14 protein-coding genes and 4 tRNA genes are annotated in these 14,109 nt (G+C 65.5%); 3 read left to right on the top strand and 15 right to left on the bottom strand.

The window, feature by feature from the left end:
• Positions 1-35: 35 nt before the first annotated feature.
• The 12 genes from ACFPPA_RS03900 to ACFPPA_RS03845 form a co-directional block, all read right to left on the bottom strand.
• Positions 36-111: transfer RNA gene (locus ACFPPA_RS03900), tRNA-Thr, on the bottom strand.
• A gap of 23 nt (positions 112-134) precedes the next feature.
• Positions 135-208 (bottom strand) — tRNA-Gly (locus ACFPPA_RS03895).
• A 209-nt stretch (positions 209-417) separates the two neighbouring features.
• Positions 418-503, bottom strand: a tRNA-Tyr gene (locus ACFPPA_RS03890).
• A 94-nt stretch (positions 504-597) separates the two neighbouring features.
• Positions 598-1,086, bottom strand: coding sequence for an acyl-CoA thioesterase (locus ACFPPA_RS03885; protein WP_377317460.1), 489 nt, complete (start codon positions 1,084-1,086; stop codon positions 598-600).
• Between the two features lie 96 nt (positions 1,087-1,182).
• The gene (gene ychF, locus ACFPPA_RS03880) at positions 1,183-2,271 is read right to left on the bottom strand and encodes a redox-regulated ATPase YchF (RefSeq protein ID WP_377317458.1); all 1,089 of its coding nucleotides are present in this window, start codon (positions 2,269-2,271) and stop codon (positions 1,183-1,185) included.
• 68 nt (positions 2,272-2,339) lie between these two features.
• Entirely contained in the window at positions 2,340-2,927 is a 588-nt protein-coding gene (gene pth, locus ACFPPA_RS03875) for an aminoacyl-tRNA hydrolase (protein ID WP_377317456.1), read from the bottom strand.
• Between the two features lie 55 nt (positions 2,928-2,982).
• Entirely contained in the window at positions 2,983-3,648 is a 666-nt protein-coding gene (locus tag ACFPPA_RS03870) for a 50S ribosomal protein L25/general stress protein Ctc (RefSeq protein WP_377317454.1), read from the bottom strand.
• Positions 3,649-3,762: 114 nt separating this feature from the next.
• Positions 3,763-4,704 (bottom strand): ribose-phosphate diphosphokinase, encoded by a 942-nt coding sequence (locus tag ACFPPA_RS03865; protein ID WP_377319442.1) that lies wholly within the window; start codon positions 4,702-4,704, stop codon positions 3,763-3,765.
• Positions 4,705-4,753: 49 nt separating this feature from the next.
• Positions 4,754-4,830 (bottom strand) — tRNA-Gln (locus tag ACFPPA_RS03860).
• Between the two features lie 38 nt (positions 4,831-4,868).
• Entirely contained in the window at positions 4,869-6,296 is a 1,428-nt protein-coding gene (gene ispE, locus ACFPPA_RS03855; protein ID WP_377319441.1) for a 4-(cytidine 5'-diphospho)-2-C-methyl-D-erythritol kinase, read from the bottom strand.
• Between the two features lie 27 nt (positions 6,297-6,323).
• On the bottom strand, positions 6,324-6,926 hold the full coding sequence (gene lolB / locus ACFPPA_RS03850) for a lipoprotein insertase outer membrane protein LolB (protein ID WP_377317452.1): 603 nt from the start codon (positions 6,924-6,926) through the stop codon (positions 6,324-6,326).
• Positions 6,923-8,674: a tetratricopeptide repeat protein gene (locus tag ACFPPA_RS03845; RefSeq protein ID WP_377317450.1), complete on the bottom strand. Its 1,752-nt coding sequence runs from the start codon at positions 8,672-8,674 to the stop codon at positions 6,923-6,925. The genes lolB and ACFPPA_RS03845 overlap by 4 nt, the downstream gene beginning before the upstream one ends.
• A gap of 95 nt (positions 8,675-8,769) precedes the next feature.
• Here ACFPPA_RS03845 and hemA point away from each other — a divergent pair, with 95 nt between their 5' ends.
• The 3 genes from hemA to ppk2 all read left to right on the top strand — a co-directional run bounded on the left by hemA (position 8,770) and on the right by ppk2 (position 12,011).
• Entirely contained in the window at positions 8,770-10,041 is a 1,272-nt protein-coding gene (hemA, locus tag ACFPPA_RS03840; protein ID WP_377317448.1) for a glutamyl-tRNA reductase, read from the top strand.
• A gap of 64 nt (positions 10,042-10,105) precedes the next feature.
• Positions 10,106-11,185 carry a peptide chain release factor 1 gene (prfA, locus tag ACFPPA_RS03835; protein ID WP_377317446.1) on the top strand — a complete coding sequence of 360 codons (1,080 nt, stop codon included), beginning with the start codon at positions 10,106-10,108 and terminating at the stop codon, positions 11,183-11,185.
• A gap of 61 nt (positions 11,186-11,246) precedes the next feature.
• Positions 11,247-12,011 (top strand): polyphosphate kinase 2, encoded by a 765-nt coding sequence (gene ppk2 / locus ACFPPA_RS03830; protein ID WP_377317444.1) that lies wholly within the window; start codon positions 11,247-11,249, stop codon positions 12,009-12,011.
• Positions 12,012-12,014: 3 nt separating this feature from the next.
• On the opposite strand, the gene ACFPPA_RS03825 is transcribed toward ppk2, so the two are convergent.
• The 3 genes from ACFPPA_RS03825 to ACFPPA_RS03815 are packed head-to-tail and all read right to left on the bottom strand — an operon-like array spanning position 12,015 to position 14,049.
• Positions 12,015-12,281 carry an acylphosphatase gene (locus ACFPPA_RS03825; protein WP_377317442.1) on the bottom strand — a complete coding sequence of 89 codons (267 nt, stop codon included), beginning with the start codon at positions 12,279-12,281 and terminating at the stop codon, positions 12,015-12,017.
• Positions 12,281-12,775: a TlpA family protein disulfide reductase gene (locus tag ACFPPA_RS03820; protein ID WP_377317440.1), complete on the bottom strand. Its 495-nt coding sequence runs from the start codon at positions 12,773-12,775 to the stop codon at positions 12,281-12,283. Before ACFPPA_RS03820 ends, ACFPPA_RS03825 begins: the two co-directional genes overlap by 1 nt.
• Positions 12,772-14,049: a YihY family inner membrane protein gene (locus ACFPPA_RS03815; RefSeq protein WP_377317438.1), complete on the bottom strand. Its 1,278-nt coding sequence runs from the start codon at positions 14,047-14,049 to the stop codon at positions 12,772-12,774. Before ACFPPA_RS03815 ends, ACFPPA_RS03820 begins: the two co-directional genes overlap by 4 nt.
• Positions 14,050-14,109 lie beyond the last annotated feature (60 nt).

Genomic DNA, 14,109 nt, shown 5'->3' with positions numbered 1-14,109 from the left:
CCCGTTTCGGGGCCGGCCATGACGACCGAATGAAATGGTGCTCATAACAGGAATCGAACCTGTGACCTCTTCCTTACCAAGGAAGTGCTCTACCGACTGAGCTACATGAGCACTGAACGTAACGCGAGAGCCAATGGAGCGGAAGGCGGGAATCGAACCCGCGTAATCAGTTTGGAAAACTGATGTTCTACCATTGAACTACTCCCGCCCTGCGCGGAACTCTTGCTGCCGGAGGGAGGTGGATTGCTCCGGGCATCCTGCCCTCCGCCCCTCCGGGGCCGCGCCGCTTTCGCGTCGCGTTCAAGGCAGCTCCTGCCGCCTTGTCAAACCATTCACAGGAATCGGTGGCTCAAATCCACCTTTCACTTTTTTCAACCTCGGACAACCGATCCTGCATGGCTGTCGCGGATACCTTGCTGGTGGAGGGAGGTGGATTCGAACCACCGAAGGCGTAAGCCAGCAGATTTACAGTCTGCCCCCGTTGGCCGCTTGGGTATCCCTCCAACAAAGAACGCGTATTGTGTGGATCGGGCCCCGAACTGTCAACACCCAAGGCGAGCATATCCGCATGCGGGAGCGATTTTTTCCGTGCCGCGATCAGTCGCTGTCGGCCACGCCGGGGTCGACCAACCGCTCCATCCCCTTGGACAGCTCGAGCAGCTCTCTCGCCTGCCGCTGCAGACGCCGCTCATTGTCATCACGCGGCTCCCAGTGCGGCACGGGGGTCGGCCTGCCATCCGGCGCATCCAGCGCCACGAAGACCATCACGCAACTGGTGGCCAGCCGCTGCTCTCCCTTGCGCAGGTCCCGTGCCAGCACGTCCACTGCCAGATGCATGCTGCTGGTACCGGTGTGGATCAGTCGCGCCCTTACCGTCACCAGGTCGCCGATCAGGATCGGCGCCACGAACTGGATGCCGCTGACCGACACGGTGACGCAATACGCCCCGCTCCAGGCCACGGCGCAGGCGTAGCCCGCCTGGTCGATCCATTTCATGGCCATGCCACCGTGCACCTTGCCCCCGAAATTGACATCGGTGGGCTGGGCAAGGAAGCGGAACGTCACTTCGTGCTGCTTACCTGACATGAGCGGCTCGCTTGAGAGTATTTCGGCTTCGCATTATGCCCGCAGCGCGACGGCGTCCGCGGACTCCGCGCGGCCAGCCCGCGACTGCGGCCGGGCTCAGACGTTGAAGCGGAAGTGCAGGATGTCGGCTTCCCTCACCAGGTACTCCTTGCCTTCCAGGCGAAGCCGCCCGGCTTCCTTGGCCCCGGCCTCACCCTTGTACTTGATGAAATCGTCGAACGCGACCGTCTCGGCGCGGATGAAGCCGCGCTCGAAGTCGGTGTGGATCACCGCCGCCGCCTGCGGCGCGGTGGAACCGGCCCGGACCTGCCAGGCGCGCACTTCCTTCACACCGGCGGTGAAGTAGGTCTGCATTCCAAGCAAGGTATAGCCGGCGCGGATCACCCGGTTCAGGCCCGGCTCGTCCAGGCCCATGTCCTTCAGGAACTCGTCGCGGTCGGCGTCTTCCAGTTGCGCCATCTCTTCCTCGATCGAGGCGCACACCGGCACCACTTCGGCGCCCTCAGTCAGCGCACGCGCGCGCACGACATCCAGCAGCGGATTGTTCTCGAAGCCATCGTCCGCGACGTTGGCGATGTACATCAGCGGCTTCAACGTCAGCAGGAACATGTCCCGCACCAGCGCCTTTTCCTCGTCATCCAGCCCGACGGTGCGCGCCGCCCGGCCCTCGTTGAGCGCCGCGAACAACTTCTGCAGCACGGGCTTCTTTGCCAGCGCTTCCTTGTCGTTGGCCTTGGCTGCCCGCTCAGCCTTGTTCAGCGCCTTCTCCACCGACTCCAGGTCGGCCAGGGCAAGCTCGGTGTCGATGGTTTCTATGTCGGAGATCGGATCGACCTTGCCGGTGACATGGATCACGTCGCCCTCGAAGCAGCGCACCACATGGGCGATCGCATCGACCTCGCGGATATGCGCGAGAAACTTGTTGCCCAGGCCCTCGCCCTTCGATGCGCCCGCGACGAGCCCCGCGATGTCGACGAACTCCATCGTGGTCGGTACCACCCGCTGCGGCTTGACGATCTCGGCGAGCTGGTTCAGGCGCGGATCCGGCACCGGCACGATGCCCACATTCGGCTCGATCGTGCAGAACGGGAAGTTGGCCGCGGCGATGCCCGCCTTGGTCAGCGCGTTGAACAGGGTGGACTTGCCGACGTTAGGCAGGCCGACGATGCCGCATTTGATGCCCATGACTTGGAATCCGGGTGAGGTGAATCTTGAGTCCCGCAAGGGGACTTCGTGAAAAATGGCAGGACCGGCTATTCCCGATCGACCGTCGTGTGCAACTGCTGCATGGCCTTCTCGAACTGGCCCTCGACCGCCAGCGGCAGCGCATCCATGGCCCGGGCAATACCGTCCAGGATCGCCTCCTCATCCTGCGCCGACGGCCGACCCAGCACCCACGGGGTGACCCGATCGCGGTGGCCGGGATGGCCGATACCCACACGCAGGCGATGAAACTTGCCATGCCCGAGATGCGCCATGATGTCGCGCAACCCGTTCTGGCCGCCGTGGCCGCCGTCGAACTTCATTCGCACGGTGCCGGCCGGCAGGTCGAGGTCGTCGTGCGCCACCAGGCACTGTTCCGGCTCGATCTTGTAATAGCGCAAGGCCGAAACCACGGCGATGCCGCTCTTGTTCATGAAAGTGGCCGGTTTGAGCAGCCACACCGGCGTGCCGCCGATACGCACCCTGCAGGCCTCGCCATGCAGCTTGCCGTCGAACCCGAAGCGCTCGCCCTGCCCACTGGCCAGGGCGTCAACAAGCCAGAACCCGGCGTTGTGCCGGGTTCGGAGATATTCGGCACCGGGATTGCCCAGCCCGACGATGAGTCGCAAACCAGCCATGCGAACAAGCAGCTGCTGACGGCCCGCCCTCCGGCGGAGTACGGGCCGTCGCGGCTTACTTCTTGTCGTCCTTCTTGGCCGGTGCGGCGGCTGCAACCGGCGCAACTGCCTCGCCTTCAGCAGGTACTTCGTCGACTTCTTCCTGCACGGTATTGGCCGTGACCACCGGGATGTCGTGGCTCTCGCCCAGATGCAGCGCCACGATCTCCACATTCGGCGGCAGCTTCAGCTCCGACAGATGGATGATGTCGCCCGGGTTCAGCTCGCCCAGGTCCAGCTCGATGAACTCGGGCAGGTCCTTCGGCAGGCAGGAGATTTCGACTTCCGTCAGATTGTGCGAGACCACCACGCCGGAGGTCTTGCCGGCGGCCGACTTCTCCTGGTTCAGGAAGTGCAGCGGCACGCTGACGCGGATCGCCTCGTTCTCGTTCACGCGCAGGAAATCCATGTGCATCATCAACTGCTTGAACGGGTGCTTCTGCCAGTCGCGCACCAGCACCTTCTCGACCTTGCCATCGATGTTGAGGTCCAGCACGGACGAGAAGAACCACTCGTGCTTGGCGGCCAGCAGAATGGTGTTGTGCACGATCTGGATGCTCTGCGGTGCCTGGCCGGCTCCGTAGACAACGGCGGGCACGAAGTTCGCATGACGCAGGCGGCGGCTCGCACCTTTCCCCTCGTCCTTGCGGCTTTGTGCCTTGATTTCATGAGTCTTGGACATTTGATTACTACCTAGTTTTTTGAAGAACCGCCTCGCGGTGGTTTCGTGACTTTTCCGCGACCAGAAAAGCCGGTTGTGCCGGGCGGCGGAACCGCCACGGCGAATTTCGATGGATCAGTCGACGTACAACGAACTCACCGACTCGCCAAAGGCGATGCGACGAATGGTTTCGGCCAGCAACTCGGCGACCGAGAGCTGACGGATCTTGGCACAGGCCTGCACTTCCGGGCGCAGCGGCAAGGTATTGGTGACCACCAGTTCATCGAGCTGGGAGCCTTCGATATTGCTGATCGCCGCACCCGACAACACCGGATGCACGCAGTAGGCCACCACCTTGCGGGCGCCGCGCTCCTTCAGCGCCGCGGCTGCCGCACACAGCGTACCGGCGGTGTCGACGATGTCGTCGATCAGCACGCAAGTCTTGCCGCTCACGTCACCGATGATGTTCATCACGGTGGCCACGTTCGCCTTCGGCCGGCGTTTGTCGATGATGGCCAGATCGGCATCATCCAGCCGCTTGGCCAGGGCGCGGGCACGCACCACGCCACCGACGTCCGGGCTGACCACGATCAGATCGTCCATGCTGTGGTTGCGCCAGATGTCGGCCAGCAGCACTGGCGAGGCATACACGTTGTCGACCGGAATATCGAAGAAACCCTGGATCTGGTCGGCATGCAGATCCACCGTCAGCACCCGGTCGATGCCGGCGGCACCGATCATCCGGGCAGCCAGCTTGGCGGTGATCGGCACCCGTGCCGAACGCGGCCGGCGATCCTGCCGGGCATAGCCGAAATACGGAATCACCGCGGTGACACTGGACGCCGAGGCACGCTTCAGTGCGTCGGTCAGGGCCAGCAGCTCGAACAGGTTGACCGCGCTCGGCGCGCCAGTCGGTTGCAGCACGAACACGTCCTGCTGACGGACGTTTTCCTCGATCTCGATCTGCACCTCGCCGTCGCTGAACGTGCCGACCAGCGCCTTGCCCAATGGCACACCCAGGCGGTGGGCGACGTCCTCGGCAAGCGCGCGATGGGCATTGCCGGTAAACAGCATCATCTGGGTGGACGTGTCCACAGTGTTACCTCGGAACAAAAGCCATCATGAATGGCTGGGGCGGCAGGATTCGAACCTGCGTATGCGGGAATCAAAATCCCGTGCCTTAACCAGCTTGGCGACGCCCCAGTGAATTGTGTGTTCGTTTGTACCTGAATCTGTATCCATCAGCCGGCGCGATGTCGCGCCAGCGCATCCCGCAACGGCGAAACCTCGACACCGGTAGCCACCCATGCCCTGAACGTCGCCGGACATTGCGCCGCCACGTCCTGCGCCCGGCTCAGCGAGCGCAATTCCAGGAACACGCAACCGCCGCTGCCGGAAAGCCGCGCCCGGCCAAAACCACCCAGCCAGTCCAGCGCCGCGGCCACCCGCGGGTGTCGCGCACGCACTACTGGCGTAAAGGCATTTTCGGTTGTTTCGCCGGAAGCAAAGGATGAAATTGTCGCCCGCGGCGCATTTCGTGTCAATTCAGGCGCTTGAAAAAGCCCTGCGGTCGGCACCGGCTCAAGCGGGTCGAGCACCACATAGTGGCGCGGCGGCAGGCTCACCGGGCTGAGCCGGTCGCCAATCCCCTCGGCCCAGGCCGAGCGGCCATGCACGAACACCGGCACGTCCGCACCCAGCTGGCGCCCCAGTTCAGCCAGCACGTCGTCGCCCAGATCCAGCTGCCACAACAGGTTGAGCGCCACCAGTACCGTGGCCGCATCGGAACTGCCGCCGCCGAGGCCGCCGCCCATCGGAATGCGCTTGTCCACCTCGATATCCACGCCGGCCGTGCTGCCGGCATGTCGCCGCAGCGACTCCGCCGCGCGCACCACCAGATCGAGTTGCGCCGGCACACCCGGGGCCCCGTGCAGGCAGCGGATGTCGCTGTCCTCGCGCACCCGCAGGCGAATCTCGTCACCCCAGTCGAGCAGCCGGAACACCGTCTGCAGCTCATGGTAGCCGTCGGGTCGTCGACCGGTGATGCGCAGGAACAGGTTCAACTTGGCCGGCGCCGGCCATGCCGTCCATTCACCGCTAACAGGTGCCGACAACGTCCGGCTCATGAACACGCGCAGGTGATCGGGAAAGCCATTCTCGCGATCCCGCTGCCGTGCGTAGGCAAACGCCGGATCGTCCTTGTCGACCCGCGCAAAGCCATGCTTGGCGTAGAACGGCGCGTTCCAGCGCACATCGGCCAGCGTGCCCAGGTCGACCCGCCGGTAACCGGCCATGCACGCCCAGGCACAGGCGTGTTCCAGCAGCGCCGCGCCGATACCCTGCCGGCCATGTTCCGGCAGCACATCCATTTCGGCGATGCCGATGACATCGCCGCCGGCCAGCGTGTCCAGCCAGACGAAGCCGACCGGCTCGCCCGCCCCGTCCAGGGCCACCCAGACCAGACCGCGACCGATGGCCTGCTGCAGCAGCTCCGGCGGGATCGCCATGGCCGAATAGCCCGCCCACGCCGGGTGACCGCGAAACAGTTGCACGGCCTTGCGCTCGATCGCGCACAAGGCAGCGACCTGGCTCGGGTCCGCACGTTCGATCACGAGTGACATCGGGGTTCCGGGATTCACTTGACGGCGCTGCCGCCGGAGGGCGCACAGCCTAACCCAACCGGCCCGTCGGCAGGCTTAGCGGAACTGCCACGACTCGATCGACAATTTCACCTTGTACGGCGATTTCCCGGCGTACACCTTCTTCGGCAAGGGTGGCTGGCGGCCGGTGTCCCATTCGCGGTAGTCGACGACCCAGCCATCCTGCTGCAGCAGCGAAGGCAGGCGATCGGCACCGAAGCTCAGCTCGGCCGGGCCACTGTCGGCGCGCAGGCCGAGTACCCACGCACGCAGGTCGCCCAGCGGCACCTCCCAGCCCAGCGCCTTGCGCATCAGCGCCTCGGCGTCCGGCCCGCGCAACGGGCTCGAACCGAGACCTTCCAGCAGGGCGCCCTCCGGACCGCCACTCAGGCGGAAGCTCTTGCCGGTGATCGGAGCGCGCAACACGAACTCGTAGCGGGTGCCATCCTGGGTCCAGCTGAAACTGCCGCTGCCGCCCTCCTTGCCGTCGGAGACACCGAGCCGTCCCTGCAGCACCCAGTGATCGGCCTGAGCCAGCGTCCGTTCGCGTGCCGCCTGGGCGCGCAGCAGGCTGGCGTCACTCTTGATCCGCACCATTGGCACGCAGGCCACCAGCAGCAGCGGCATGACCGCCGCAAGGCATCGCAGCGCCCACTTCATGGATGCAGTCGCTTCAGTGCTTCCTGCAGGCTGCTGCTGTGCGGGTCGAGCTTGCGCACTTCGTCGAACACTCGCTGCGCGTCCTGCCTATGGCCCTGCTTCCACAGCACCTCGCCCAGGTGCACGCCTACGTCGGCGTCCTTGCGCGCCTGCCATGCGCCACGCAGGGTGCGCTCGGCCTGGTCCAGATGTCCCATGCGGTATTGCAGCCAGCCCCAGGAATCGGCGATTGCCGGATCGTTCGGCTTGGCGGCGCGGGCGGCCCGGATCAGCCGTTCCGCCTCGGGCAGATCGCGGTTCGCGTCGGCCAGGGTGAAACCGAGTGCATTGCTGGCGTCGACATCACCCGGCTTGATCTTCAGCAGATGCTGGAAGTCCTTCACGGCCAGATCGATCTGGCCCGCTTCGGCGTAGGTGAGGCCGCGGCCGTACAGCAGCCCCGGATCGTCCGGCACGACCTGCAGGGCCCGACTGAACGCGGTCTCGGCCTTCGCGTACTTGTGTTCCTGCAGATACAGCTCGGCATCGAGCTGCCAGGCCTGGCGCAGCTGCGCCGGCTGATCGAGGTAGTCCAGCTGCATCTGCCCCAGCAGTTGATGCGCCTGGGCGAGCTTGCCCTGCGCATGCAGGATGACCGCGCTGCGAAGGTCCGCATCGAAGGCGTGCTCGTCGTCATCGCCGACCTGGCCGTACCAGTCCAGCGCCTCGGTATCGCGATGCTGCATTTCGGCCAGTTGGCCGAGCAGGTAGGCACCGTGCTCACGCACATCGGGCGGGGCTTTCTGCAACTCCCGGTAAAGCGCCGCCAGCGCTTTCTCGTCCTTGTTGTGCGCCGCCAACCCGGCGCGCATGCCATAGGTGTCGATATTCTGCGGGCCGTGTCCCAGCAGTCGGGAGGCACCCGCGTAATCGCCGGCCTGACTGAGCATGCCGGCGTAGGCCAGTCGCAGCTGGATATTCTTCGGCGCCTTCGCCAAGGCCTTCTGCAACAGTGCACGGGCACCGTCGCGGTCGCCGTCCTTGAACCTCATCTGCGCCGCCCAGGCGTAGGTTTCGGCGCTCTTGAAGCGCTGCATCGCCGCGTTGGCGATCTGCATGGCGTAGGCATGGCGGCCCAGCTTGTCGCCCAGCTCGCTCATCGCCAGCCATGCATGCGCGTCGTCGGGCAACCGCTGCGGCGTCGCCAGGGCCTCCAGCAGGCGGGCGGCCTGGGCCTGGTCGCGGGCAGCCACCAGCACGCGGCCGAACTGGCGCCAGGCGTCCTTGTCGCCGCTGGTGATCAACAGCTCCAGCTGATGCTTCGCTTCGCCGGTATCGCCGCGATCCAGCGCCAGCTCGGCCCGCGACTGGGCCATCCTGGCCGGCGTGGCGCCCAGGAGCTGCCAACGATCCAGCGCGCGCTGGGCGGCGGCACCGTCATGCACGGCGATCGCCAGGGCAGCAGCCCGTTCGGCCACCCTGGGGTCGGCGCTCAATGCCATCGCCTTGTCGTAATGACCCGAGGCCCCCTTCAGGTCGGCATGGGTCAGCGCCATCTCGCCGGCCAGCAACTGCGCCAGCACGTCGTGCGCGGTATCCGGGGTGACCACGATCATGCGTGCCAGCGGTTGCGCGGCACCCGGTGTTTCCCGTGCGGGTCGCGACGGCAGGCCGGTACAGGCGCCCAATCCCAGCGCCAGCAGCGTGACTGCCGTAAAATGCCGCAGTTGCTTGAACTTGGTCAGCCCGCTCCGCACACTACTCTCCATCCGTTTGTCTGTTCCGGACACGCCTGTTCACAGGCGCCCCCTGCCAAGCTTAGCCTACGCCGCCGAACTCCTCTTCCCGAGATCCTCACCACGTCATGCCGCTCATCGCCCTCGGGCTCAATCACCTCACCGCGCCGGTCAGCCTGCGCGAACAGGTGGCGTTCGATGAGGACGCCGCCAGTGCGGCGTTGTTCGAGCTGACCCGGCAACCCGGCGTGGAGGAGGCGATGATCCTGTCCACCTGCAACCGCACCGAGCTTTACGTCGGCGTCGCGACCGGTGCGGAGGAGATCCCGCAGTTGTGGCTGAGTCGTCATCATCGTCTGACTCCGGGCAAGCTGGATGAGTTCCTGTACCGACATGATGAACAGGATGCCGTGCGCCACATGTTCCGGGTCGCCACCGGGCTGGACTCGATGGTGCTGGGTGAACCGCAGATCCTCGGCCAGGTGAAGGATGCCTACCAGCAGGCTCGCCTGGCGCAGGCACTGAAGGCGCCGCTGGACCGGTTGCTGCAGCACACGTTTTCGGTAGCCAAGCGGGTTCGCACGGACACCCGCATCGGCGCACACACGGTCTCGGTCGCGTTCACCGCGGTGCGCCTCGCCGAGCAGGTGTTCACCGACCTCAAGCAGGCCTGCGTGCTGCTGATCGGCGCCGGCGACACCATCGAGCTCGCCGCCCGGCACCTGGCGGACAAGCAGGCGCGCCGGCTGATCGTGGCGAACCGCACGCTCGAAACCGCCCAGGAGCTGGCCGGCCGCTACGGTGGTTACGCGATTGCGCTGGCCGACCTGCCCCAGCATCTGGCCGAGGCCGATATCGTGATCTCCTCCACCGCCGCGCGGCAGCCGATCGTGACCCGCGGCATGGTCGAGCAGGCGATGACGACGCGCCGGCGCAAACCGATGTTCATGGTCGACATCGCGGTACCACGCGACATCGAGGCCAGCGTGGGCGAACTGCCCGACGTGTACCTCTACGGCATCGACGACCTGCGCCAGGTGATCGACGACAACCGCCGCTCCCGTGAAGCTGCGGCGCACGAGGCCGAGACGATCATCGACCTGCAGGTGGATCGCTACATGGCCTGGCGCCGGGCGCTCACCCTGAAGAATCCTGCGCTGGACATGCGCCAGCACGCCGAGATCTACCGCGACGAAGTGCTGGGCAAGGCCCGCGCAATGGTCGCCAACGGCAAATCGCCGGAGGAGGCGCTGGCGTTTCTTGCCAATACGCTGACCAACAAGTTGCTGCATCATCCCAGCGCACGCCTGCGCCAGGCTGCGCTGAACGGGGATCTGGACCTGCTGCACGCCGCCGGACGGTTATACGGACCTGATCAGGAAGAGAGTGGGGAGGAATGAGAAAATAGGGCAAGCCGTATCCAGCTACTCTCGTCTCTCATTTCTCTGCGTCCTGCACTCTTCAATGACCCCATCGATCCGCCGCAAGCTCGAAGCACTGGCCGAGCGCCACGAGGAAATCGGCCTGCTGCTGTCGCAGCCGGACGTACATGCCGACAACGCCCGTTTCCGCGAGCTCTCGCAGGAATATGCCCAGCTCGAACCGGTCACCGGCTCGCTGCGCGAGCATGCCCGGGTCGAACGCGAGCTGGCCGAGGCCCGCGCCATGCTGGACGATCCGGAGCTGCGCGAAATGGCCGGCGACGACGTGCGCCGGCTGGAGCAGCGCCTGCTCGACCTGGATGGCGAACTGCAGCTGCTGCTCTTGCCGACCGATCCTCGCGACGAGGCCAACCTGTACCTGGAAGTGCGTGCCGGCACCGGTGGCGACGAGGCGGCGATCTTCGCCGGCGACCTGTTCCGCATGTACCTGCGCTATGCCGAAAGTCGTCACTGGCACGTCGAGATCCTCAGCGAACACGCCGGCGAGCATGGCGGCTACCGGGAGATCGTGGCCCGCATCGAGGGCAAGGGTGCCTATTCGCAGCTGAAATTCGAATCCGGCGCCCACTGCGTGAAACGCGTGCCGGTCACCGAATCGCAGGGTCGCGTGCACACATCCACCGCCACCGTGGCCGTGCTGCCGGAACTGGACGAGATCGACGACATCCCGATCAACCCGGCCGACCTGAAGACCGACACGTTCCGCGCCTCCGGCGCCGGTGGCCAGCACGTCAACAAGACCGACTCGGCGATCCGTATCACCCATCTGCCGACCGGCACCGTGGTGGAGTGCCAGGAAGAGCGCAGCCAGCACAAGAACCGAGCCCGCGCGATGAGCCTGCTCAAGGCGCGCCTGCTCGACGCCGAGCGCAGCAAGCAGAGCGCCGCCCAGGCCGAGTCGCGCAGGCTGCAGGTCGGCACCGGCGATCGCAGCCAGCGCATTCGCACGTATCGCTACAAGGACAACCTCGTGACCGATCACCGGATCGGCCTGAATCTGCACAGCCTCGCCGAAATCATGCAGGGCAACCTCGGCGAACTGATCGACGCACTGACCCGAGAGCACCAGGCCGACCTGCTGCAGTCCCTCGGCAGCGCCTGAACCCCGCCGTCACGGCCACCCGGGTTAACCTGTCGGCACCAGGGCATCCAGCGAGGCACGCATGAGCAAGCATTACCGCAAGGCCATGGACGAACTGCAACTGGAGCTGGTTCGGCTGCAGCACGGATTGCACTGCAGCGGAAAGCGGATGGTCGTGCTTTTCGAGGGCCGCGATGCTGCCGGCAAGGGCGGCGTGATCAAGTGCATCAGCGAAAGCCTGGATACCCGCGGCTATCGCATCGCCGCCCTGGGCAAGCCGAGCGAAAGCGAAACCTCGCAATGGTATTTCCAGCGTTACGTCGCCCATCTGCCCTGCGCAGGCGAGCTCGTGCTGTTCGATCGCAGCTGGTACAACCGCGCCGTGGTGGAACCGGCGATGGGTTTCTGCAGCAAGGCCCAGTACGAGGCGTTTCTGGACGCGGTGCCGACCTTCGAGCAGATGCTGGCCGACGACGGCATCATCCTGCTCAAGTACTGGCTGGCGGTGGACCAGGTCGATCAGGAAGAGCGTTTCGCCGAGCGTGCCAGCAATCCGCTGAAACGCTGGAAGCTGTCACCCGTCGATCTGGTCGCGCGTCAGAAATACGCCGAGATGGGCCGGCTGCGCGACGTGATGATCGAACGCACCCACCGCGACCACGCGCCCTGGTTCGTGGTCGACTTCAACGATCAGAGGCGCGGCCGGATCAACCTGATCCGGCACTTGCTGCAGCAGGTGCCGCTGCACGACGAACCGATTGCCGAGGTGAAGTTGCCCAGGCTCAAGGGCAAGCCGCGGAAAGAGCACGTCACCGACAGGGCGCTGTGGGTGCCGAACACGTTCTGAGCGTCATCCGGTATGGAAACCGTGCAGCGCCTGCTCGGGCAGCTCCTCGCGACTGACCGACTCGACCCGCGCGGCCGGCGGCCCCTGCCGCAACCAGCGCTCCAACGCGTCGAGCATGTCCACCGATCCGCAGGCCAGCACCTCGACCCGGCCGTCCGGGCGGTTTTTCGCGTGGCCGGAAATGCCCAGCATCAGCGCCTGCTCGCGGGTGCTGGCGCGGAAAAACACGCCCTGCACCCTGCCGCTGACGATGAACCTTGCGACCGGCATCACTTCACACCGATCAACTCGGCCAGTGACGCCTCGGTGACTGGACCCACGATGTGCCTGGCGACCCTGCCATCCGGGCTGATCAGATAGGTGGTGGGCAGGCCGCGCGGCTCGTCGAAATCCTTCAGCGGCTTGTCCAGGGTGACCTGGGCGATCGGATAGACCACCGGATGCTTCGCCAGGAACGCCTTGATGTCGGCCGGTTCGCTGTCTTCGTAGGCCAGCCCGATGGCCACGACATGCTTGTGGGTGGCGACGAAATGCGAGATGCCCGGCATCTCCTTGATGCACGGCACGCACCAGGTCGCCCAGTAGTTCACGATCACCCAGTGCCCGCGCTGGGCGGCCAGATCGAAGGTCTGGCCGTCCAGCGTGCCGACCCGCAGGGTCGGCTGGCCCGGCATGGCCGCATCGGCCGGCCGTACGCATGCCAGCGCCAGCACCACGGCAGCGGCGCGGCCCAGGAATGAGGTGAACGTCGGGAACGGGGTCATGCGGGTAATTCCTCGATACCCGTCGCCGCATCGGCGACCGGGGGATAGATCTGGTCCAGCCGGGCGCCCAGCTTCGCCTCCAGCACCGTGGCCACTTCGGCCAGCAGCGACAGCAACTCCGGCGGCAACTCGATGCCAAGCGCCGCGGCCTCTTCCACCGGCTGCAGCGGCAGGCGATAGTCGGCATGCCGATACACGCGCAGCAGGTCGGTGCTGTCCAGGCTGCGGCAAAGCAGCCAGCCCCCCGCTTCGCCACGCTGGATCAGGTCGGCCTCCTGCAGATCGTCGAAATAGGCGGTGATCAGTGCGCTGCGCAGATACGGCTCCCGTACCCGCACTTCGGCCGGATCCACGCAGTCGCCGCTGCGATGGGCCTCGACAAAATGCCGCAACACCACCAGCAGGCCGAGAAATTCGGCGCCCTCGGGCAACGTCTTCGTCGGCGGGTGATACTCGAACGCGGAGGCAGAGGCCGCGATCGATGCCGCCAGGATCACGATGACCCACGACAGATAGACCCACAGCAGGAAGATCGGGATCGCTGCCAGCACACCGTAGATCTGCTGGTAGTTCTGTGCGTTCTTCACGAACAGGCCGAAACCCCAGCGGGCGATTTCGAACAGCACCGCACCGAGCAGCGCGCCGATCGCCGCATCGCGACGCGAGACCCGGGTGTTGGGAATCACCGAGTACATCAGCCACAGCGTGAAAAACGTCACCACGAACGGCAACGTGGCCAGCAGGCTCTGGGCGATGCCGCTGAGCTGATCGATGGCGCCGTGCAGCAACGGTGCGGCGGTGACGTAGGAAGTGACGGCGATGCCGCCGACGATCAGGATCGGCCCCAGGGTCAGCGCCGCCCAGTACAGCAGCAGGCGGGAACCCCAGCCCCGCGCCTGATGCACGCGCCAGATCCGGTTCAGCCGGTCCTCGATGCTGATCATCATCGACAGCGCACTGAACAGCATCACCAGGATACTGATGCCGGTGAGCTTGCTGGCATTCGCGGCGAAGCCCAGCATGGTGTTCTGCACGGCCTCGCCAGCCGAAGGCACGAAGTTGTTGAACACGAAATTGATCAACGTGTCGCGCGCCGGCTGGAATACCGGAAACACCGAGAACATCGCGAATATCGCCACCATCAGCGGCACCAGCGATACCAGGGTGGTGTATGACAGCGCGCCCGCCGTCTCGAAGCACTTGTCATCGACAAAGCGCTGCCAGATGAAACGGCTGAAGCTCCTTGTTCGATCGCGATTGAAGCGTCGGATCATCGGTATCCTTTCGGCGGCGCCACGCCGCGGCCAACATCGTGGGTATCGGTCGCTACACTA

Source organism: Rhodanobacter ginsengisoli, from assembly GCF_042657065.1.
Taxonomy (GTDB): domain Bacteria; phylum Pseudomonadota; class Gammaproteobacteria; order Xanthomonadales; family Rhodanobacteraceae; genus Rhodanobacter; species Rhodanobacter ginsengisoli.
This window is presented reverse-complemented; position numbering and strand designations above follow the sequence as displayed.